The 22,916-nt window shown below is 43.5% G+C and carries 15 protein-coding genes; 6 read left to right on the top strand and 9 right to left on the bottom strand.

The annotated features are described in order from the left end of the window. Positions 1–167: 167 nt before the first annotated feature. From ACFSR5_RS17990 to ACFSR5_RS17970, 5 genes are all read left to right on the top strand, one after another. Positions 168–3,371, top strand: coding sequence for a SusC/RagA family TonB-linked outer membrane protein (locus ACFSR5_RS17990; RefSeq protein ID WP_380905861.1), 3,204 nt, complete (start codon positions 168–170; stop codon positions 3,369–3,371). Positions 3,372–3,382: 11 nt separating this feature from the next. Then, on the top strand, positions 3,383–5,089 hold the full coding sequence (locus ACFSR5_RS17985) for a RagB/SusD family nutrient uptake outer membrane protein (protein WP_380905860.1): 1,707 nt from the start codon (positions 3,383–3,385) through the stop codon (positions 5,087–5,089). A 2-nt stretch (positions 5,090–5,091) separates the two neighbouring features. Then, complete coding sequence (locus ACFSR5_RS17980; RefSeq protein WP_380905859.1) at positions 5,092–7,005, top strand: heparinase II/III family protein; 1,914 nt, start codon at positions 5,092–5,094, stop codon at positions 7,003–7,005. Between the two features lie 311 nt (positions 7,006–7,316). Then, positions 7,317–8,564 (top strand): glycoside hydrolase family 88 protein, encoded by a 1,248-nt coding sequence (locus ACFSR5_RS17975; RefSeq protein WP_380905858.1) that lies wholly within the window; start codon positions 7,317–7,319, stop codon positions 8,562–8,564. 427 nt (positions 8,565–8,991) lie between these two features. Then, positions 8,992–10,500: a tetratricopeptide repeat protein gene (locus ACFSR5_RS17970; protein ID WP_380905857.1), complete on the top strand. Its 1,509-nt coding sequence runs from the start codon at positions 8,992–8,994 to the stop codon at positions 10,498–10,500. Between the two features lie 148 nt (positions 10,501–10,648). On the opposite strand, the gene ACFSR5_RS17965 is transcribed toward ACFSR5_RS17970, so the two are convergent. Then, positions 10,649–10,834, bottom strand: a complete 186-nt coding sequence (locus tag ACFSR5_RS17965; protein WP_380905856.1) for an ATP-binding protein — start codon at positions 10,832–10,834, stop codon at positions 10,649–10,651. 377 nt (positions 10,835–11,211) lie between these two features. Between ACFSR5_RS17965 and ACFSR5_RS17960 the strand changes: the two genes are divergently transcribed. Next, on the top strand, positions 11,212–12,699 hold the full coding sequence (locus ACFSR5_RS17960) for a tetratricopeptide repeat protein (protein WP_380905855.1): 1,488 nt from the start codon (positions 11,212–11,214) through the stop codon (positions 12,697–12,699). Between the two features lie 246 nt (positions 12,700–12,945). Here the strand turns inward: ACFSR5_RS17960 and ACFSR5_RS17955 are convergent, their stop codons facing one another. The 8 genes from ACFSR5_RS17955 to ACFSR5_RS17920 form a co-directional block, all read right to left on the bottom strand. Next, on the bottom strand, positions 12,946–13,578 hold the full coding sequence (locus ACFSR5_RS17955; protein ID WP_380905854.1) for a response regulator: 633 nt from the start codon (positions 13,576–13,578) through the stop codon (positions 12,946–12,948). Positions 13,579–13,834: 256 nt separating this feature from the next. Next, complete coding sequence (locus ACFSR5_RS17950; protein WP_380905853.1) at positions 13,835–16,246, bottom strand: GumC family protein; 2,412 nt, start codon at positions 16,244–16,246, stop codon at positions 13,835–13,837. Then, on the bottom strand, positions 16,246–17,040 hold the full coding sequence (locus ACFSR5_RS17945; RefSeq protein WP_380905852.1) for a polysaccharide biosynthesis/export family protein: 795 nt from the start codon (positions 17,038–17,040) through the stop codon (positions 16,246–16,248). Before ACFSR5_RS17945 ends, ACFSR5_RS17950 begins: the two co-directional genes overlap by 1 nt. A gap of 21 nt (positions 17,041–17,061) precedes the next feature. After that, positions 17,062–18,183: a nucleotidyltransferase family protein gene (locus ACFSR5_RS17940; RefSeq protein WP_380905851.1), complete on the bottom strand. Its 1,122-nt coding sequence runs from the start codon at positions 18,181–18,183 to the stop codon at positions 17,062–17,064. Between the two features lie 13 nt (positions 18,184–18,196). Then, positions 18,197–19,354, bottom strand: a complete 1,158-nt coding sequence (locus tag ACFSR5_RS17935) for a glycosyltransferase (protein ID WP_380905850.1) — start codon at positions 19,352–19,354, stop codon at positions 18,197–18,199. A 6-nt stretch (positions 19,355–19,360) separates the two neighbouring features. Continuing rightward, positions 19,361–20,518 (bottom strand): glycosyltransferase family 4 protein, encoded by a 1,158-nt coding sequence (locus ACFSR5_RS17930; RefSeq protein ID WP_380905849.1) that lies wholly within the window; start codon positions 20,516–20,518, stop codon positions 19,361–19,363. Continuing rightward, on the bottom strand, positions 20,511–21,662 hold the full coding sequence (locus tag ACFSR5_RS17925) for a glycosyltransferase family 4 protein (RefSeq protein ID WP_380905848.1): 1,152 nt from the start codon (positions 21,660–21,662) through the stop codon (positions 20,511–20,513). The genes ACFSR5_RS17930 and ACFSR5_RS17925 overlap by 8 nt, the downstream gene beginning before the upstream one ends. Then, entirely contained in the window at positions 21,659–22,912 is a 1,254-nt protein-coding gene (locus ACFSR5_RS17920) for a hypothetical protein (RefSeq protein WP_380905847.1), read from the bottom strand. Before ACFSR5_RS17920 ends, ACFSR5_RS17925 begins: the two co-directional genes overlap by 4 nt. Positions 22,913–22,916: the final 4 nt, after the last annotated feature.

Raw genomic sequence — 22,916 nt, 5'->3', positions numbered from 1 at the left:
GTGCGGATAACCAAAACAAACGTAAACAGCTGACCATAAACATCCGGTATAGAAACCTTAGGTATAGATATATCGTGGCTGGTACCGAGATAGATAATAATTATATTGATGATATAGCTCTACTAGCGAACAATAACTATACATAACTATAAAAACCACGACAGATTATGACAAAGAAGTGTATTCCATTTAGGAGATCCGGATGGCGCATAAAAAAGTCCTTGTACTGCTCCATCTTGCTCACAACATCGCTTGGCTTCGCAGCGACTGTCCAAGGAGCCTCCGTCGATATCCTCGACAAGATTTCCGGTCGGCCTTTCCAAGTAACCATTAAAGGAAAAGTTGTCGACAAGTTTGGCGAGGCCATTGTTGGTGCAACCATACAGATCAAAGGAGCAACCAGTAGCACCTCGTCGGATCCCACAGGTTCATTTACGCTCACGGGTACGACATTACCGGCAACACTCCTAGTAACCAGCATCAGCCACCTGCCTAAGGAAGTCATCGTTAGCGACAACAGCCCGGTCAATATCATTTTAGATAGCGAATCCAAGGGTTTGGATGAGGTTGTCGTAGTCGGTTTCGGCGCGCAGAAAAAAGAAAACCTTACCGGAGCCGTTTCCTCTATTCAGATGTCTGACGTTGTCGAAAATCGACCGATCACGTCTTTATCCGCCGGATTGTCCGGACAAGCACCTGGACTTTATGTCAATCAAGGGTCCGGTAGACCGGGTGCCGACGGCGGAACACTGCGCGTAAGAGGGCAAGGCACTTTAAACAACGCGAATCCGCTAGTCATTATCGATGGTGTTGCCGGTGATATGAACCTCCTCAACCCGCAAGACGTAGAAAGTATTTCGGTACTCAAAGATGCTGCTTCCGCATCGATCTACGGGTCCCGTGCAGCGAACGGAGTCATCCTGATTACGACCAAACGCGGAAAAACCGATCAATTTAAAGTCAACTACAGTAACTATTTCTCCACACAGCGGCCATCCAATATCATCGGTATGGTTTCCAACTACGCAAACTATATGGAGCTGGTCAATGAGGGGTATCGCAATGGAGACCCCAAAGCTACGCCTATCTTTTCGCAGCAGAGCATTGATCTATGGCGAGACAACGAAGGTGTTGATCCGCTGAAATATCCAAACGTAGACTGGGTCGATGAGGTATTGCAAAGCAAATTGAGTCAAAACCACAACCTGTCCTTCACGGGCGGATCGGAAAAGATTAAACTATTCGGTTCCTATGGGCTACTCCATAACCCCGGTATCATCGAACAGGCGACCTACAAGAGGCATACGGGCAGACTTAATGCGGAAGCCAATGTGAAGCCTTGGTTAACCCTGGGAGCCAATGTCAGCGGATTGGTTTCGAAAACCGACATTGGCACCGACGTTATCAACGACGTATTCACATTCGCGGCTGCCAGTACGCCCGGAATGGTTCTTCGCGCACCAGATGGACGTTTCGGCGCACCGAATAACCCGGAAGACGATCCCCAGTCCAACAACGTGCTTCACCGCCTATACTCCCGTAAAGGAGACCGAAATAAACATCAGTTTGTCACGCGCTTCTTCGGGAAGTTAACACCCGTCAAAGGATTAAGCCTTGAGGGCTCCTATACCTACACGTATAACGACGATTTTATCTACTCACAACCTTTGTTCAATGACCGCTGGAACTTCCTCTCCAATTCTGTATCTATTGCGGGAACGGGACGGACATCGGTCACCAATGAGTCCATCAAATCTCACCGTTACTATATGGATGGTATCGCCCGTTACAAAAACGGGGCAGTGGACGATAGGCTACAATATGAAGTCATGGTGGGTGCCAGTCAGGAGTACTTAAAAGACGGTTGGTTTGCGGCCTCCAAGCTGGATTTGGTTGATCCATCACTTACCGTACTCAATGCAGCGACCATGGATGCATCTGCCACTGGTAATATCACCGATTGGGCGATGCGATCGTTCTTTGGCCGGGTCAACTTGTCGTGGGATGACAAGTATCTCTTTGAAGCTAATCTACGTACCGACGGTTCGTCTCGCTTCATGTCGGGAAAAAGCCGCTGGGGGACTTTCCCCTCTGCGTCCCTAGGTTGGAAAATCTCTTCTGAAGACTTCTATAGCGTCGCCTGGATGCCGACCTTGAAACTACGTGCGTCGTACGGTTCTTTGGGGAACAACGGCACCATTGATGACTCCTTCCGATCAAACGCCAATATTAATAATTACGAATATTTAGCGTTGTACAATCCGGCTAATTATGTCTTGAATAATCAATTGTTTGTTGGTTTCGCACAGACGGTACTGAGCAACAGCCTGCTCACCTGGGAAAGCACAAATATTCTCAACGCCGGGCTCGATTTTGACCTTTTCGGTTATAAACTTAGCGGATCGTTGGATGTTTTTAACAAAACCACAAACAATATCCTGATTAACCTTCCGGCCCCCTTAGTTGTAGGCGACGCGACAATTCCGCGTACGAATGCCGCAAAGGTACGGAACCAAGGGGTAGAATTAAATCTGAACTACCGCGATAAGATAGGCGAAGATCTGAACTTCCAAGTAGGCGGAAACTTCACCTTTATCGATAACAAGGTCGTTAAATTCAAAGGGGACGATCGTTCTATATCGGGAGCCAATTTAATCCAAGAAGGTTATGCCATCAACACCCAATATATTCTGCTTACCGATCGTCTTATACAGACCGATGCGGACCTTGCGCTGGTGCAACAATTCATCGACAATGCCCCCATCAACCCGGCGACCAATGCCAAAGTTAACCCTTTTGCCGCTTATGGGACGCCACAAAAAGGAGATATCCTCTATCAGGATGCTAATGGAGACGGTATCATCAATGACGATGATCGTGTGCCCGTAGGCAACGGCACCGCACCGCGTATGAGTTTTGGTTTCAATCTCGGCTTCGATTACAAAGGATTCGATTTTTCAGTTTTTCTTCAAGGAAATGCGGGGAACAAAGTGGTTTATGTAGATAATTACTATACGCCAACAGTACGTTGGGGCTATCAAATTAACCAAGAAATCGCTGATGGCCGTTGGGTGGATGGAAAAACAGATGCGAGCTACCCCCGTTTATTGCCATATACCAATACGATCAACACGCGTAATAGCGATTTTTGGCTGCAGAATAAATCCTTTGTTCGGGTCAAGAATATACAGCTCGGTTACACGATTCCGAACAACCTCACGCAGCGTTTTTCGGTACAGAATCTGCGCGTCTTCGGTTCGCTGGAAAACTATTGGACCCTTACCAAATACAAGGGATTTGATCCAGAAGTAAGCGGAACAAATTATCCTACGATGAAGCAGGCCGTTTTTGGTGTCAGTCTCACTTTTTAATACAGATCAAGATGAAAAAAATTGCATCCATTATAGCATTAGCCGGAACTCTTAGCCTCACGTCCTGTTACAAATTGGACACCGTTCCGTATAGCCAAGTTAGCGCCAACAGCTTTTGGCAAAATGAAAATCAAGCCCTGGCCGGTGTCCTAGGCGTATATAATGACCTGAAGAAAGAGAACACGTTCGGTCTACAATTTTCGTACGACTGTTTGACAGACGTCGGCTTGGGTTACGATCCTCCAGGGCTAGGCGAAATTATCGCAGGAACATTTACCGATCGATCCAGTATCGTCGTCAATCGTTGGAAATCCGGGTATGACCTTATTCAACGGAGTAATCACGCCATCGGTCAAATCCAGCAAATGGGTATCGAAGAAAACAAGAAAAACACATTCATTGGCGAACTCAAATTTCTACGGGCGCTGATGTACTTTCAACTATCCAACCTATTTGGAGAAATCCCTTTATATGATGAGACGGTAGATCTCAACAAGGATTTTGCGGACCTAAAAAAAGAACGGTCATCTTTGGCCGATGTTCGTCGCTTTATCTTAGCAGACCTTGACTTTGCGGTGGCTAATTTACCGGTATCGTATCCCGAGCAGCACTACGGCCGCATCACCAAAGGAGCAGCATACGCCCTACGTGGCAAAGTATATCTTTACGATCGATCGTGGAAAAACGCGATTCAGGATTTCGAGGAGATTGTCTATAACAAAAGCAACGATTACGGTTATGCCCTATCGGCAAACTATGCTTCCCTCTTTAAAATGGAGGGCGATCAGGCGGCCGAGATGATTTTTGCGATCCAAAACCTGGGGGGAACCGGGTTCCCTTACGGTATGCCTATGACATTTTATATGGGTTCCCGTTCGACCTTTGGCAGCGATTGGAACAACGTTTTGCCAAGCACGAGATTTGCCGATAGTTACGAAAATAAAGACGGTTCTCCTTTCAATTGGAACGACCATTTCCCGAATTATACCGCCGACAATGGGGTAAAAAAAGCCGCGATGATTGCCACTCACTCCAACGGGATTTTCACGCATGTACCCGATACCGCTAAACTCCGGCAAATCTATAGTAATCGTGATCCCCGCATGAACCAGACCTTGATCGTGCCCTATTCTTTTTACCTCGGATGGAATGCCAATGCCGAACGCAACATGCAGCTTGTACTGGCGACTGGAGTAAATGAAAATTTTGGACAGATCCGAAACAACCGTGGGTGGTTAACCTATATGTGGCGTAAGTTTGTACCGGAAGGTAATTTAAAAGGCGCCCTTACCGACCGCGCACATACGCCCATAAACTTCCCTATTTTACGATTAGCCGACGTGCTCCTTATGCTCTCGGAAGCCTACAACGAAGACGGGCAGTTAGCCAAGGCGATAACGGAACTTAACAAGGTTAGAACACGCTCTAACATGCCCGGGCTGAATAGCGGATCACCCTTCCTTCTGGTTGGAAGCAAAGCCGATATGCAACGCCGTATCAGTCACGAGCGGAAAGTCGAGCTGGCCGGCGAAGGATGGCGCTACTTTGACCTCAAGCGTTGGAACCAATTGGACGATCTTTCCACCAATTTTGTGGAGCAAAGTATTGTGGGAGACAACTTAGTCACGCGCGGTTATCAAACCAGACACATACTTTGGCCTATCCCGGGTGAAGAACGGGAGATTAATCCGAATCTAACACAAAACGAAGGATGGTAAGAATGAAAAGAACACATCTTATTGTACTAGTGATCCTGCTCCACAGCCTGCTGTGGAGCAGCACGCATGCACAAAGTTTAAATCTGTTGGCTGGTCGTTTCGACCAGGCCTCCCTACAACGTGTACTACAACCCGAACAGCAGTGGGTTCCTCTCCCTCTGGCCAGTGACCGATCGGCATGGGTAAAGTTATTTGCACCCATAGCAGGTAGCGTGCTGGAAGAGGGTAATCAGGCCTTGGACTACCAGTGGCAAGTGATCAAAGCAACAGACTATCTGGCCTATGAACGTACAGGTTCACGGGTCATTATGGAAAAGCCTCTTAATGAAAACGCCATCGCGCTCAGCCGCCTATTCTTCGCTGAGCTTGCCGAAGGCAAAGGCAAATACCTCGACCAGATCATCAATGGCGTCTGGTATTTTACGGAAATGAGCACTTGGTCGCTTTCCGCCCATGTCCCTGCTTTCCAGTCCTCCAAACGAACACTTCCGCAGGCAGACACGCATGTTGTCGATCTGATGGCAGGTGATCTTGGCTCCATGCTTTCCTGGATCTACTATTTTTACAAGCCCGCTATGGATCAGGTCAATCCTGAAATCAGTGCGCGCTTAAAAAAACACATTCAAGAGCGTATTATACAACCCTATCTGAGCCGAAACGATATGTGGTGGCAAGCTTTCGAGTTGAAACCCGAGCAATTAGTCAACAACTGGAATCCCTGGTGCAATTTCAATGTTTTAACTTGCCTTTTGCTGGTGGAAGACAACCCAGAAACCAAGTTAGCAGGCGTTTATAAGACCATGCGTTCTGTTGACAAATTTATCAACTATGTAAAATCCGATGGAGCCTGTGAAGAAGGACCATCGTACTGGGGACACGCAGCAGGCAAACTCTATGACTACCTTCAGCTGTTGTCACTGGCTACAGATCGTCAAATCGATATTTTCAACCAGCCTATCGTACGCAATATGGGCGAATACATTGCTCAATCCTATATTGGTGGCGATAACTGGGTAGTCAACTTCGCTGATGCATCTGCAAAAGGAGGCGGAGACCCTTATTTGATTTTTCGCTACGGAGAAGCGGTACAAAGTCCAGATATGATGCAATTTGCTGCCTATCTGGCGGAGAAAAAAAATACCAGTCTCAAAAGTAGCAGGGATATTTTCCGCGGTCTGGAAGACCTCCTAACCATTCCTAAACTTGCTGCCACAGTTCCTTCCTTACCCTCCAATCCGCACAAGTGGTACGCAGAAACGCAGTTTTTGTACCTCAAGCAGGGTGATGTATTTTTTGCCGCGAAAGGAGGATATAACAACGAAAGTCATAATCACAATGACATCGGCACGTTTATCTTCTACCGGAACCAGCAACCTATCTTCATTGATGCTGGTGTGGGAACCTACAACAAGAAAACCTTTAGTAACGAGCGCTACGACATCTGGACGATGCAAAGTGGCTATCACAATTTGCCTACTATCAATGGCCGTGATCAACAGTTCGGATCGAAATATCGTGCCCGGGAAGTTAAGTTTGATGCAAAAAATAATCGGTTCGAGCTAGACATCGCCGGAGCGTATCCCGAGTCCTCAGGCGTAAAAACATGGAAACGCAGCTACCAACTGGAACAAGAAGAACTGGTGATACGAGATATATTCGCTATCGACCGGCCTACCAAACCCGCAGTTATTCATTTCCTTCTAGCGGAAAAACCGCAGCTCACCAAAGACGAGGTAATTCTCAATCATGGACAGTACAAACTACTTTTTGACGCCAAGCTATTCGATGCGGCTATCGAAGAGATCGAGCAGGACGATCCACGATTAGGCAATGTTTGGGGAAAAGCCATTTACCGAATTTCCTTTACTGCGAAAAAAATCGTTCACAAGGGGACTTACCAATTTATTGTGAAATGATGCACAGCTAAATAAGCGGTTGCATCCTGATGCGACCCGCTACTTTGAAGTGGCTCAAAATGAAGCAGTCTCCCAAACGATTACCCCTGGAAAAAGGAATTTCTCGTTCGGATACTGCTTCTCTCTTCCGAGCAACCGAAATACAAACACTGTTATCGACAGATGTGGTAGCATATATTACTTAGAAAATAACTCGGGCTTACAAGCTCACGAATAAATACATATAAAATATCCAGGATTGTTACATACAACCATAGACTAGAAATAATCTGGACATTCCATACGACCATTAAAAAATGAATTATCTGTATATGAAACAACGAACGACAATATCCGCGGTGAGCTTTTATTTGACCGCGTTAGCCATTAGTTGCAGCCCCCAATCGGAGTTTGCTATTGACACGCAATTCGCTGCCGCGGAAAAACAGTATGACTACCTCGCTACGGAGGCGGCGAAAACCGGACTTTTTCCGCGAACGACGGATAAGACGGGTAAACTTGTGGGTACAGACGAATGGGATTGGACAGGAGGCTTTTTCCCTGGATCGTTGTGGTACATTTATAATCAAACCCACAATGAGCAAACAAAAAACACTGCCATTAGGTGGACTGAAGCGCTAGAAGCCGCAAAAGATTTAGATCAGCATCATGACATTGGCTTTGTCATGTACTGCTCCTACGGAAATGCTATTAAGTTTCTCGCCGACAGCCAAAAGGTCGCCTATTATAAAAACATCCTCGTACATTCTGCCAATACGGCGCTTAAGCGATATGATCCAAACGTCGGTTTGATCAAATCCTGGAACAAAAAAAAATCTTGGGATGGCAAAACGACTTGGAAATATCCAGTGATCATCGATAATATGATGAATTTAGAAATGCTATGCTATGTCTCTGACCTCACGGGTGATCCGAAATATCGCCAGGTGGCGATAAGCCACGCGGACAAGACCATGGAAAACCATTTCCGCGAAGATTATAGCACATATCACGTTGTCGACTATGATTCTACAGGACAGGCCATCCATCAGCAGACAAACCAAGGGTTTGCTGACAACTCCACCTGGTCCAGGGGACAGGCCTGGGCGATCTACGGTTTTACCATGATGTATCGCGAAACTAAGAAAGAAGGTTATCTAAAGACAGCTCAGGAAGCGGCGAAATTTTATATGAACCACGCTACATTGCCTGCCGATAAAATCCCCTATTGGGATTTCAATGCCGAACAAAAAAGATACACACCGGATGTTGACTTTTCAAGCCGAAAACTGGGGTATATTCCGCGGGATGCCTCGGCCGCGGCTATTGCTGCATCGGCGTTGGTCGAGCTTTCGACCCTTACGGAAGGACCAGAAAGTCAGACATATCTTGACTTTGCGAAGGCGACGTTGGAAAGTCTATCCTCCTCGGAGTACTTTGCCGATCAAGGTACAAACGGAGGTTTTCTGCTCAAGCACAACGTAGGCAGTTTTCCTCACGACTCTGAAGTGGATAGGCCGTTGACATATGCTGACTATTATTACTTGGAAGGCTTGACACGATTAAAGGAAATACGTTGATTTAACAGTAGGAAAATTAGTACGAGTTAAATATAGATACAGAAGAAATGCATAATAAGGGTGCATTTCTTCTGTAATTTCGCCTTTACAGATCAATCGATCGTTAAGCACCTTACGCTTACACAATAGAAATCTAGACGTACCATCCACCCGTAACTTTGTCTATCTATTAAAAAATAGAACCTCAAGTGCTAGCGACAATCGTCCTTCTATATGTCTGATCTCACGATATACAGAAGCAGACGCCCGCTTAGGCGTTTTTTTATTCCAAACTGGAACATCGCGAACATTAACATTAAAATACATTTTTTCATAACGATGAAGAATAAACATCGATTTAATATTCAAAATACCTAGATTTGCCAAAAATTAAAGTTGGACTCAGCTGCGACAAACAAATACCTAATAAAAATTGATGACCTATAAAATGAAAAAACAGGTTCTATTTGTACTCATATTATTATTTACGTTTAAGGTAAGCGCAGGCGATCGCCAGAAACAAGAGATCGATTCACTTATAAGTAAAGCAAGGGAATTCGAAAGTAAAGGTGAATTCCTTTCGCAATTAGAGATTGCTTTGAAGGCGATTGATCTGTCTAATCTGTATAATTCCGATGAAGGACGAGCGAGATCCCACTTTTCCGCGGCAAACGCGCTTGTTAATGTTGGAGTGTTTGAAGAAGGGCTTAAGCACCTTGAAAGCATCGAACCTACGAAATATTATAAGGAAACAATACTTATGCAATCCGAAGTCCATCGGGTACGAGGTAGGGCTTATACAAAACTCCGGTTGTATAAACAAGCCATCCGTGAATACCGTTTACAGTTAGGATGCATTAAGAATCTGACAGGAGAGAAACAAACAATATCCTACCTCTATACCTACGGAAATTTAGGTACTGTCTTTGACCATACGGAGCAACTCGATTCCTTGCAGAAATATATAGAACTGCAGTTGGAAGTCTTACAAAGTTTTGGGGAAGAAAGCGCCGCCGCCATGTTTCTAGGAGCTTATAATGATCTAGGGCAGCTATACATTAAAAAGGAAGATTATGCCAAAGCTAAGCAATACCTCAATAAATCTCTTGCCCTTATTGAGAAATATAAAATTCCTGTATTTTATAATACATATACTTTCTTGGCCAATTTGGAAAAGAAACAAGGTAATCATCAAAAAGCGTTAGCTTTTCATGACAAGAGTCTAGCAAATATGCGGGAGGTGGGAGATCGAAACGCGCTTAGAAATACGTATCGTTACTTATCCGATTATTTTCGAGAGTACAATCTAAATAAGACTAAAGCTAACGAATATGAACTGGCCTTTAGTCGGCTCAACGACTCCTTGGAAAAGGAAAATAGACAAGTCATCGACATTGCACTCAACCAGATTTTGAAATCGAAAGATAAGGAATCTGCCACTAAAGTATCCCAATCACTTACAGTTTCAGTAACAGTGTCGATATTGCTTGCTATGTCAGTCACATTTTATGTTTGGAGATCAAGGCGTAACCGAAAGATTTTAGGTCAAAAAGAGGAAGCTTTGCAAGAAACAGAATCGATTAATAGAGAGCTCACGGAACAAATCGGGGAAAATAAATTTAATAGCCTGATAGAAATGGCAAAAAGCAATAATCCAGAATTCTTGACCTTATTTACAGAATTATATCCTCAATTTATAGAGGCATTGAAATCTTTTGACTCCAATCTTAGAAGTACAGAGCTTGAGTTCTGTGCCATGGCATTTCTCAACTTTTCAACAAAAAATATAGCAGAATATACCTTTGTTACGATCAGAGCTGTACAGGTTCGAAAGAACAGATTACGTAAAAAATTTCAAATCGCTTCGGACGCAGATTTTAATAGCTGGATGCGTGGACTGGCTACTACCTCTGATCAACCAGAAGTTATCGGCTCGCTAAGTCGGAGGGTCATTTAATTTTAGTAGCTTTGTCTTGTGTCCCTGATCGCTGTTAATCGATTGGTCGTAGAGATATTAAAAGCAAGCGCTTAGGCTTTTTTTTAATATTACTGTGTATATTCCATTAATATGCACCAGTTTTAGTGACTGTGCTTTTTGTAAACCATTACAAAGACCTTTTTTTTAGTAAACTTGCACCGACTACATTAAATAGATGGACAGTATGGACCATCCTATTGAGCATTGTATCATCAATAGTTTGTTCAAAAAAAATAGCGAGCCATATGGCTACAGGCATGTGGCTTACGATAATGGTAGATTTGCGCGAATGCATGTCCTCAATTATTTCCATGATATCATTTTGTCGTTATCTATCCAGAACGTTAAGTACAAAGTCTCGAGGATAATTAGGTCAGCTCAGCTAGCTTCTCCAGCCTTTTCATTAGTACGCCTACCGATCTTGCCTACTAAACGTATTGGCATCAGACACAATTTTGTTCTGCTGTTGAGCAGCACCAAAAACTATTCATCGATTTATGCTCGTGAAAGGTCATCAGTTTGCCTCTATATCCTATCGACCAAAGACAACAGATAGTGCTAAGCTGCTCCGTCGTTTTACTCTGATTAACGTTTAAAATATTTAAATTAGCTCACGATAAGTTGCGGGCTGAAACCAACCTGAACTAGCTTCGGCAAAAACTACCTGACAGAAAATTTGATAAAGTACAAATGAAAAAAGAGACTATATTTTTAATCCTATTACTAATTACACTTAAAGCAAGCGCGGGTGACGTTCGGAAACAACAGGTTGATTCGCTGTTAAATAAAACAAGAGAATTATCTAATTCTGGGCAGTTGGTACCATACATAGAAACTGCCATAAAAGCACTTAATTTATCCTACGAATCTAATTATGATGATGGAATAGCAAGAGCCCATTCATGGATAGCAGAGGGACTAGTGCATGTTGGACTGTTTAAAGAGGGGCTCAAACATCTTGACCGCGTGGAGACTACAAGGTATTATAAGGAAAGAATTCTCGCGCAGTCCGAAGTTCATCGAGTCCGAGGGAGAGCCTACGGGGAGCTCAAGCTCTATCAGCAGGCTCTACAGGAATTTCGTCTGCAATTGGGTTTAATCAAGCACCTGACAGGCGAAAAACAAAAAAAATCCTACCAGTTTACCTACGAAAATTTAAGTACTGTTTTTGACGCTTTGGGTCAGCCTGACTCTGTAGAAAAATACAACCAACTTCAATTGGAAATCCTACAAGGTACTAATGAGAAGAACGAGATCTTCCGCTATTTGGTGGTATATGACAACTTGGGCAGGTTATACGTGAAGAAGGGTGAGTTTCTTAAAGCTCAGCAATATCTTGATAAAGCACTGGCACTTGTAAAGAAGTACAATGTTCCTGTCGTTCTGAATACATATAGTTCCTTGGCTCTTCTAGAAGAAAAGAAAGGGAATTTTGAAAAAGCCGCCACTTATTATGAAAAGAACCTAACCAATATGCGGGAATTGGGCAGCAGAAATGGAATAAAAAACTCGTATAGACAATTAGCGGATTTTTATCGTGCGAATAATTTGGACAAAATTAAATCGGATCAATATGACTTAGCCTTCAGCCGACTCAATGATTCCCTTGAAAACGAAAATAGACAGGTCGTGGATATGGTGCTCAGTCGGATTCTGAAATTGAAAGATCATGAATCCGCCACAAAAATCTCAAAATCGGTTACAATTTCAATTGTTTCATTGACAATGCTTGCTTTGGCGATAGCGTTTTTTGTATGGAGAGTTGGGCGTAACCGTAAGATTTTAGATAAAAAAGATGAGGTATTGCAGGAAACAGAAACGATCAATAAAGAATTAACGGCACAGATCGGGGAAAACAAGTTTAATAATCTGATTGAACTTGCAAAAAGTAATAACCCGGAATTCCTGACCTTATTTAAAGAGTTGTATCCAGAATTTATACAAGCGCTGAGATCATTTGACTCTAATCTTAGAAGCTCAGAGCTCGAATTTTGCGCTATGGCCTTTCTAAACTTTTCGACAAAAAATATTGCAGAGTATACCTTTGTTACCGTAAGGGCTGTACAGATCCGAAAGAACAGATTGCGTAAAAAATTTCAAATCCCTTCGGACGCAGATTTCAATAACTGGATGCGCGAATTGTCGGACGTCTCAGATCAAGCACAAGTCATCGGCTAGTTTTGAGGTGTTTGTTGAGCAGCTACGTTATATTCGGCCTATTAGGCACTTCGTTAAACCATAAGTCTGACTTACCTTTCCGCTCGTGTATTACACAGGTAACTTGAGGCTTCGGCCTGAATGCATTACTTCTAAAGTCAAAAGGTCCGAAAAACTTGTTTTTTCCTCATCGGTGATATCAACTTTATTTTCGTAAACTAGCCATACAAATTATTCAAAAGATTTGATTGGCGTATATTATAACCTTCATCCATCAACGGTCTTAACTCCAGTTCCCAAATAGGTACCTCCCTTAACAAGGGCGTCCACCGCATTTCGGAGCTCAAAAATACCAGAGATTTTGGAAACAAATCCGTTTGCTCCACTTTCCAACATCTTCGAAACAGTTTTAGGATCCGTCTGGTTACTAAAAGCTAAAATTTTCATTTGCGGGTAGCGTTCACGTATCAATACGGCTGTCTGAAATCCGCCTAAATCGGGCATATTAATATCTAGAACGCATATTTCGGGGATAACGTTTCCGTTTTTTATTAGCTCTAGGATTTCTTCTCCGCTATTGGCTCTAAGAAGAACATCGTACCCAAAACCGGTCAGTACATTGTCTACGACCTCCACGATTAATCGATTGTCATCAACGATTGCCACTGTTGTTTTTATTTCTTCTTTCATATTCAGGATATCCAATGGTATATACCACGTACGTTCTTTAAGCTTAGGTTTAAAATAATATTCATTATCAAAGGATTTATATAGACTAATAGAAAATGTATTTCGCCCCCGTTTCCATATAAGGTCATATTCGGTTTCAAGTCGACAGATCATGTAACGATAAAGAAGAACCGATGTATTGCCGGGGTGACAATACATGGTTCTGTTCACCTATGAAATTTCGAAAACATTTACAATTACCAATGTGGCTACTACACCAACTTTAGATATTGGAGTGAAAACATCCTCTGCCACAAAGATGGCAAACCTCCGAGATTCTTTATTTTCCGATAACAGAATTTTCTAGGCACGGAAATATTTAAATGCACCAATGTTAAGTAGAAGATATGAGTCCATTAAATCTTTCGATCATTTGGCAACATGCGTATATGATATTTTAAGCTTCTTCGTAAACAAGTCTCTTCCTCTATTGCCTTTTGAAGAAACGCTTGATCCGAGAAAGGAACTTATTCTGGACATTACGACCTATTTCCTGACCGTAACCATAGCCGTAACCATAGCCATAGCCGTAGCCGTACCTTCTACTTCCAAATTCCACGCCATTGAGCACGACAGCCAAGTTTGAGAGCCTTTTTTGAAGATCGATCTTCTCTATTTCTGGCAATTGTCTGCGATCCATTTTTCCCGCGCGTATAACAAACAATGTCAAATCAGAAATTCGATCGACAATCGTAGAATCAGCGACAATCCCCAATGGAACGCTATCAACAATGATATAATCGTATGTTTGCTTAAGTTCCAAAATAAGGTTGTCCAGTCTTTTACTCAGGAGTAGCCCGATAGGATTTGGTGCAATCGCTCCTAAGGGAATATAGTCGACGTTTCCATTTTCAAAATTTTCATAAACAATTTGATCCAACGTTATACTAGTGTCTGCTAAGTAATGACTAATTCCCTTAGTCTGGGTCAGGCCGATCCTGTTGCTGAGCGTTCCTTTTCTGAGATCGAGATCTACGACGATGACTTTCTTGTCCAAAAATGAAAGTGTTTTGGAAAGATTTAACGAAGTAAATGTTTTACCGACCCCGACTGTAAAGCTTGTTAAAGTCAGCACCTTAGGTGCCATGCCCTCGGAGGTCATAAAGCCAATATTGGTGCCCAGTATCCGGAAAGCTTCGGTCAACGGATCACGCCCAGTTGCTTTCACCAATAAATCTTCCCCATCTTTTCCCTTCCTGCTAATAAATGGAATTTCACACAGCAGCGGGGTAGCGATTACAGTTTCGATATCCTTTCGGTTGCGTACTTCGGTGTCCAGCATTGCCAGTGCAAGTAATATTACAGCCGGTATAACAAAGCCTATCGCTGCTCCAAGTGCAACCTTCCGAAACTTATTTGGATAGATAGGCGCTGAGGAAACAGTGGCTGGATCGATTACCCTAATGTTGTTTTGCGTCATTGCCTGGTTGATGGCATTTTCCTCTCTCTTATTGAGGAGATATAGATAAAGTTCTTCTTTGACTTTTTGCTGCCGTTCCACAGAAAGCATAACACGCTGTTGTTTGGGCAATTGCATAGCTTTTCCTCTCGCCGCTGACTCTTCTGCTTCCAGGTTCCGTGACTTTACCCGAAGTCCAACAATAGCGTTATCAATTGCCCTTGAAATATTGCTTTTCATAGCCTCCAGCGCACTATTGAGATCTTGCACTACTGGATTAGCGGGACTGCTTCCTTCGATCAACCTATTACGGCGTAACAGGTTCTTATTATACTCATTGATCTGCTCTTCCACGTTCGCTTCTACCAACCCGGTGTTGTTAGGGATAAGTTCGTTTTGTTTGTCGCTATCATTAAGATATTCGCGCATCATTTGGGCAAGCTTGACATCTGTTTCTATTTTCGTACGTTCCATTTGGTACTGTCTGGAATCAGAAAAATATACCTGACCCACTGAAGAGACGTCGACGCCCTGATTCCGGGTACGTAAGGCTTGAATATCAGATTCCACGGAACTCAGTTCACTCTCAATAATCTGTAAGCGATCCCGAATGAAGTTTGCCGTATTTACTGCTATTTGGTTCTTGTCTTCCAGGGACAGTCTGTTATATACCTCTACCATTTCCGTAATTAGATCTGCCGCCCGTTGTGGATGCTGGTCTTCAATAATAACACGGAGTAGCGAGGCATCATCTTCCATCTGCTTAATGGAAAGACTGCCCATAAATTGAGCTGCAGTCTCACTAATAGGCCGCCGATGGATAAAGATTTCCTCATTCAAATATCCTTCGGAAAACTCTGCTCGAGCCAGGATCATTAAGTTTCCGATAGGAGTTGCAACAGTATCGCCAAGCGATACTTTCATTTCCTTTTTTTCACCTTCATTATTTGGGAAATATAAAACGGCTTCTTTAAGATTTTTAAGCACGATTGAAAAGGCCCGATTGACATCCGATTCTATACCAGGGAAAGAAACTTCAATCGGAGATTCTTTATAAAGTTCCACATGCCGTAATCCCCGAATAACCGAATAACTGACGTTTGCAGCAGTGGATTCGACAGTCTGTCGCATAAGCTCTTTTGACTTTAACTGTAATATTTCACTGGCTACATTTATCGAGTTATAAGCGTCATTAGTCCTCGAAATTCTCGCGGTCACCGGGGTGTTCATGGGCGTCTTAATGATCACGGTTTGAGAACTCTGATAAATAAACGGCGATTTTGCAAATTGATAATAATAGATCGCAGCAAAACATACTATCGAGAGGAGAAACCACTTCCAATGACCAATTAGATATTTTACGACATCCAAAATGTTAATCGAACTCTGACTCTGCCCGGAATTGCCTTGCACCTCCGGACTAACTAGATTTGATGACATTATTTAAAAAGGTTTAATAATGTAAGGGTTAAGGTAAACATCCCTATGCCTAAGGACCAATACCTCCATGCTCTATCCTCTGCTACGGATGTTTCCGCTGACTTTGGTTCCACGTACACGATATCGTTTTGCTGAAGATGAAATGTTGGGGAATTAAATAGCTCTTGCGAACGGATATCATTATAAACCTTCTTTCGTACGCCGTTTTCTTCACGTATCACTGTGACTCTGTCAGGCGCAGCGTTACGGGTCAGTCCGCCCGCTTTGGAAATGACTTCCAATAGATTTATTTTCGATTCCGGGACTTCTATAATACCGATCGAACTCACCTCGCCCATAACGTTAATTTTTAGATTAAGAAGGTTCACTTTAACGACTGGATCGTTAATCAGCCCCTTATCAATCAACATTCCACGTATTAGATCACGTACTTCCTCGGTACTAAGGCCCTCCAAAGCCAGCTTTCCCAATACTGGAAAATCAATATTACCTTGTTGATCCAAAACATAGTTGTCAACAACGGAAGCCTCTCTTTCCCTCGTCGATATTGTTCCATTCTCACTTACCGTATATGCACCTGTCATTGCGTTAAATGGTGCAGCGAGTTCTGGATCTTTTGAATGAACAGTAATACTTACCCGATCCGCCTTCTGCAAGCGGAGTGGAGGTGCTTTTACGACATTGTAGATTGAATCGGTAGTCATATCACCAACGTACACAACCTTTTTTGACAGACCACAAGAATGAAACAATGCTAAGCCAAATAGCAATGCCAGAATGTTCAGTGTTTTCATTTTTTGTATCATACTTTATATCTATTTATATTTTTTAATTTTTGCTGCTCTGAGCAGATCTGAGAAAAAATGGGTAAAGGGAAAACTTACAGCCTCAAAAGGTGCATAAGGAAGATACCGTGCCGTATTCTTCATTACGGTAATTAAAGACCGTGACTTCCCTTGTATATTATTTTTCATATCGGGAGTCTGCCCGTTGAAGAAACCGAAATTTCCAGCATTTAAGACATCATTTAAAATCCGGTCATCAGAACTCGGCGGGCAGTCGCCAAAAGGTAACAGGGAAGTCGACATCCCAAGACTATTGACTAGCGTATTATGCAACAGGTTGACCCACTTATCTACCCGAAGGGATTGATACACCTTCTTTAACATTTGACCGTCAACTGAATGCGCATGAGCAACGTATAACCTAGCAATATCACATATCTGACGGATACCAACGCCAAAGGCGAGCATATGCTTTAAGATATGTAAGGTAACCTGTATCACTTCGACCGTCGGTGCAGGAACCATAACCGGACAACCTTGAACCATATAGTTTACTGGATTTAATTCACGTTCGATTTCCTGCAGCGATCGACGTGAGAACGGTCCGTACGAATCGAACATTTTGCGGTGATGATCCACGACCTGCCCTTTCCAGTTATAGACAAAATTGCCGCTTCTGTCCACGCTCGGGCGGATCCCAGTCTTAATCAACAGATCAAAGGCGGCCCGGAATTCCTCTGGACTGGAAAAATACCAATCAATGTCTCCACAAACGCGTCTTAGCGGTTCTATGTAATGACGCGCAACCCCCTGCCCCTTTAGCAGGATAGGATTTAGGCTTTGTTGCGAGAAGAAAGCAGATTGTTCCATAATTACATCGTTCATTCTACTATTGGCCCGTTCAATAGCTTCAACCCGAATAACTAGCCTATAAATCATCTGTCTATCAACATGTTGTAAATCATTTAATTTTTGTACCCCTGCAAACACTAGCCCTTCCACCGTTTGTTTTTTGGCAAGATCGTGTACTGCCGACCATTCGTTAGAGGTTAAAGGAAGCAGGCATTCCAAATCAGGCTCACGATTCCACAGACCAGCTCTCAGCAATTCCAAGAAAGTCTCGGTAATTTTGTTTTCATGTTCTTTTTTCATTCTCCCCTTCTTTTTAGCAATCATTTTCACGGCTGGGTACTGGTATATCAGGAAACTTATCGAGAAGTTTCCGATAGACAGTTTGACAAGTATCTAGCATGTTTTTGTCCGTGAAATATTGAGTGTAACGGTCTCTACTCCCTTGTTTCAGACGTTCTTTTAAATGGCTGTCTCCACATATGCGACTGATCGCGTCAGCCAATGCTACCGCATTCTCTGGCTCGACAACAAGGCCTGATTTACCGTTCTTATTTACCCAGCTTACCCCGGATCCGGGTATATCGGTAGAAACTACCGGCACACCAAAGGCCATAGCTTCAATCTGTACGATAGCGAAAGCCTCTGTTTTCCATATCGAACTCAAGCAGAATATGTCACTTGCCGCGAAATAACTGGGAATATGCTCATCGGGCAGAAAACCCAGCAACGTGACGCGGTCGTTTACTCCCAGTTCCGCTATAAGCTTGGTTAGCGTATCGTGTAATGGACCTTTTCCACCGATCAACACTTGACATTCTGAGGGCAGCAGGGCAGCTGCCCTGATTAAGTATTCATAGCCTTTATATGCAACCAAACGACCGAGTGAAAAGATAAGGGACTTCCCCGGATAGCGTTTGCGAACCGATTGAACTACGTCATCATCCGCCAGTGTCTGAGACACACCGATGGGTATATAACTTAATTTGTGCCGGACATGCTGTAGGAAAGGGGACTCCTTTACATACACAGGTGTTGTACCTACAATGATATCTGCGCGCTTGATAAGCCAATTTTGTAATGGTCCATACAATTTCAATAACGTCTTTTGCTTTAGGATGTCCGCGTGCCAGTGCAGTACCACTTTCCCCTTATATCCTGAAAGCCAAAGTGCCAAACAGGCCATCGGATCAGGATGATGGATATGAATGATATCGTATGATCCAGCTATCTTTCTAAGGGTAGTGACCATCGACGGCGAAATCATCGTCGCTGCCACTTTTATCAGGGTAGGCACGACTATCAGGCGACCAAAACCGTTCAAAGTGAACGTTCCGGCGTCTTGGCCCTCAGTAGACGCGCAGAGCATATCGCAGAGAATACCCCTTGAAGAAAGCCCCGATGTTAGATCATACATGACCTTTTCCACTCCGCCACGAATTGGATAAAATTTTCCTAACTGTAAAATCCTCATGCGAAACTAGTTATCATAAATACCTTTATTAGTTGAATGAACCGATTTATCGCCGGTCAGAAGAAGGGAAAAAAGCTCGCACCAGGAGGTGGCTGTGGGCTCGTTATAGGCGGGTTGAGGAACTGGTTTTAAAAAAGAGATGTCCCCCATTACAAGTTTCCTCATTTGTGAGGCCAATACCTCAGCGCAATCCGGATCAAAAAAAGCGACAAATCTGCTACCACCAGCAGTTTCCTCTGCGTAAGGAAGCGAAGCCAGGAGCATAGGCTTTTGCAAACTTGCAAACTCGGATATCGGTAACCCCCAAGTTTCTACTTTTGAGGGGAATATGAGGCAATTGGACTCTTGATACAAATCTTCAAGCCTCCTCCGGCTTACAAACCCAATAAAGTCTATCGTATTTAAATGCCCCCAATGCCTATATAGCCATTTTGCGTAACGGTTTTCAGTACCTTTCACTGTTATACGCACAGTGAAATCATGAACACCAGCTTTTTCCAGTATTGCCGCCGCCCGGCAAATAACCTCAAAATTCTTATGACTGTTCGGAGACCCTGCGAATAAAAAGGTATATTTCCCGCTCCGGCCGTTATTTGCACCGATTATGCCATGAACAAATGGCTTTACCTGAGGCGGGGAAACAATAATAAGTTCAGGATCCAGGCCAAACATACTGCTCATGCCTTTTTTGAACCATTCCTGCTGCACGATCAGAAAGTTGTTCTTTTTGATATTTGTTGCATAAATGTACTTTGTAAACAAAGCAAACAGTGCAATCTTAGGGGCAAATAGTAGATCATGAAACCGCCACCTGTAAAAAGAAAAAGCATTATGGCAATATACCGCCCTAAAATGTGCCTTTACTGACGGTGTAGTGTCGTGAAGGGAGAGCCAAAGCTGCACGGGTGACAAATCCTCCGATATACGCCCTAAAGAGACATATTCATACCACAGCCTATTTATCCAACGTTTCTTTGGCCACTGGGTCTCGATGTATTCAATGTGCGGATAATCTGCCAGCTCTTTTTTATAGACTATTGCAACCACCCGATAGTTCGCCTCCCCCGCAAGTAGCGACAGATAAGACAAACATTCCCTAAGAATGGCTAAAGGCCCAGCTTCTACGAGGTTGACTGCCGAAATAACGATTGTTTTCCTATCCATTTCCTCTGTCTTCTCCTTCCCGATTCAGACCGTCGAACAATCTTATCCACTGTTCCATAATACAATCCTTTTCATATATTTTCGATCTATTTTTCGACGCTTCCCCCATTTGTATACGTAGTTCCGAATTTTCCATCAACAACATTAGCTTACTTGCCATCCCCTCTTTATCGTATTCCTCCAAGAGAAAACCGTTTTCGCCATTCCTTATAATGTCCTTGGGACCACATTTACACGCATAGGCGACCAATGGCAGCCCGCATACCTGAGCTTCCAAAAGAACCATAGGAAGTCCCTCGTATCTGGAAGTCATCGCTAAAATAGAACTCGTCAAATACTCGTTTTCAATTTGGAAAACCGGTTCACGTAGCGACACGACTTCATCCAAATGAAGTACTTCTATTTGCCGTTGCAACTCGTTCCGCAACGGTCCCCTGCCGAAAATATCGAGCCGCCAATCTGGATATTGTTTATGGACGTGCGACCATACTTCGATCAGTTCATCAAATCCTTTTTGATAATCGTAGCGTCCTACAGCGATCACCCTCTTGGCTGTCAGGGGCGCCTGACGGGGTGAAACAAAGCTATTGGCGTTTGGAATTACGGCGATCCCAGAAACGTTCCCCCAATACCTTTTGTCTTCTTCTGTAAGCACCACAAAGCGATCATACCGCTCTGCTAGCCGGACATCCTGTCTGCTTCTCCACCGGTCGGCTATTCCCCATACTCCCCGGCGACTATATTGAATCCGCTTGAAGCGTGAAAAATGTACTTCCAGCACTTTCCTGCTTCCGTCCCGGATGCTATATAAAAAAGTGGCATCGTGATCAAACATAGAAACCACAATATCCGCACGTATTTTAAGTAGTAAATCCTTCAACCGTGCTTTATGCACACGTTGCTTATTTAAATAATTCAATGTCTTCACAAATAAACTCTTACCACGTTCTTCAACATAGTTGATAGCAAGATCGAAACAACGAATTTCTGTATCCATCTTGAAGTACGCGGGCTTATGCTGCTGATCTGTCGTCACGATAATCACTTGATGCCCCCTGCGCACGAGTTCATTTGCCTTATTGGCCAACACCCTTTCCATCCCTCCTGGGCTGTGGGTTGCCGCTATGGAATATACGATCGTCATGAAATAGCTATTATAGTTTTACGGTTTGTGCCCATGCAGTAGAGTAGAGCGTAGATGACAAATATGTCTGTTGCTACTTTAAGCCAGACAACGAATGAGAGCATGAGGAATAAAGCAAACATTCCGCGATAAGCGGGATACACGTAGGCAAAAAGCACTGCATTGTAAACAAAAAAAAATGCAAAAACGCTAAATCCAATTACGCCGCAATAAAGAATAAAGCGACAGTAACCGATATCCGAACTGTACACCCAATTATCAAAGAGACCGGACCCAATTACCCAGGTCTGCAAGTCTGACGGCCACACCCACATTTCCCGATTTAGCTTATCGGTAGAATCTGTCCTCCATTCGCCATGTTCAGCCCAATTAAAAAAACCTTCAAATGCAAACCTGATCTGGTCATGGAAATCTTCGTTTGTCTGATAAAGGTAGCTCGCTATAAAAACGGCCAACAATAACAGCGTACCGAACCATACCCCAAGGTTTATGGATTCATATCTAACGATAATCCGAAAGAGACCGGATGCGTAGACAAAATACATGGTTGCCATACCCACGCCGACCATTGTCGTACGGGAGATCATATTTCCGATCAATGCGATTGTAAAAAAGGCGATCAACAGGGATATGATTAGCCAAGGATTCTTACGAACTTTTGGATCGCGGCTCAATACACCTGCAATCATAATCAGGACCACCGAGAAGCGGACACCGGCTGTATCCAGCGCGGCGCCAATACCGTATAAACGGTCGACCTCTTCGAAAAATTCCTGTCCCTGATTGATGTAGCTATCTACAGCAACCTGAACCGCGGGTATGTTATCGATCAAGAGCGCCACCACGCACTGCCCAAAACATACGGCCGCCAGATAGAATGTAATGAGCTTTAAGTCCACATATCCATGCCGCATACGCAAGCATGCAAATGCGCCATAGGCAGCAAAAAGCCAAACTGCGAAACTGGAGATATACGAGGCATACGAATAATCGCTAGTTCCATTTATATCCACCGAAATAAAACAGATTAGCGAAAACAGCACCGTTAGACAAATAGCTCCCAACAGCGCCCTGGATACATTGACCGATCTAACCTGAATACAATCTAGGGCCAAAAAAACCATTCCAACCACAGCAAGCATTATTTTCGTATTCAACGAGAAAGGGAGAAAGCTAAAGCTGACTGGAAAAAAATACAGACTCACCAAGATGGCCAATAACAAAAACTGAAAAAAACGAAACAGAGCCATCACT

The organism is Sphingobacterium suaedae (assembly GCF_042684625.1).
Lineage (GTDB): Bacteria > Bacteroidota > Bacteroidia > Sphingobacteriales > Sphingobacteriaceae > Sphingobacterium > Sphingobacterium suaedae.
The sequence above is the reverse complement of the archived record's forward strand: the minus strand, read 5'-3'. Positions and strand labels throughout refer to the sequence as shown.

Coding starts and splice junctions, on each gene's coding strand:
- ACFSR5_RS17990 (WP_380905861.1), top strand. CDS start 168: ATGACAAAGAAGTGTATTCCATTTAGGAGATCCGGATGGCGCATAAAA.
- ACFSR5_RS17985 (WP_380905860.1), top strand. CDS start 3,383: ATGAAAAAAATTGCATCCATTATAGCATTAGCCGGAACTCTTAGCCTC.
- ACFSR5_RS17980 (WP_380905859.1), top strand. CDS start 5,092: ATGAAAAGAACACATCTTATTGTACTAGTGATCCTGCTCCACAGCCTG.
- ACFSR5_RS17975 (WP_380905858.1), top strand. CDS start 7,317: ATGAAACAACGAACGACAATATCCGCGGTGAGCTTTTATTTGACCGCG.
- ACFSR5_RS17970 (WP_380905857.1), top strand. CDS start 8,992: ATGAAAAAACAGGTTCTATTTGTACTCATATTATTATTTACGTTTAAG.
- ACFSR5_RS17965 (WP_380905856.1), bottom strand. CDS start 10,834: ATGGAAATAATTGAGGACATGCATTCGCGCAAATCTACCATTATCGTA.
- ACFSR5_RS17960 (WP_380905855.1), top strand. CDS start 11,212: ATGAAAAAAGAGACTATATTTTTAATCCTATTACTAATTACACTTAAA.
- ACFSR5_RS17950 (WP_380905853.1), bottom strand. CDS start 16,246: ATGTCATCAAATCTAGTTAGTCCGGAGGTGCAAGGCAATTCCGGGCAG.
- ACFSR5_RS17945 (WP_380905852.1), bottom strand. CDS start 17,040: ATGAAAACACTGAACATTCTGGCATTGCTATTTGGCTTAGCATTGTTT.
- ACFSR5_RS17940 (WP_380905851.1), bottom strand. CDS start 18,183: ATGAAAAAAGAACATGAAAACAAAATTACCGAGACTTTCTTGGAATTG.
- ACFSR5_RS17935 (WP_380905850.1), bottom strand. CDS start 19,354: ATGAGGATTTTACAGTTAGGAAAATTTTATCCAATTCGTGGCGGAGTG.
- ACFSR5_RS17930 (WP_380905849.1), bottom strand. CDS start 20,518: ATGGATAGGAAAACAATCGTTATTTCGGCAGTCAACCTCGTAGAAGCT.
- ACFSR5_RS17925 (WP_380905848.1), bottom strand. CDS start 21,662: ATGACGATCGTATATTCCATAGCGGCAACCCACAGCCCAGGAGGGATG.
- ACFSR5_RS17920 (WP_380905847.1), bottom strand. CDS start 22,912: ATGGCTCTGTTTCGTTTTTTTCAGTTTTTGTTATTGGCCATCTTGGTG.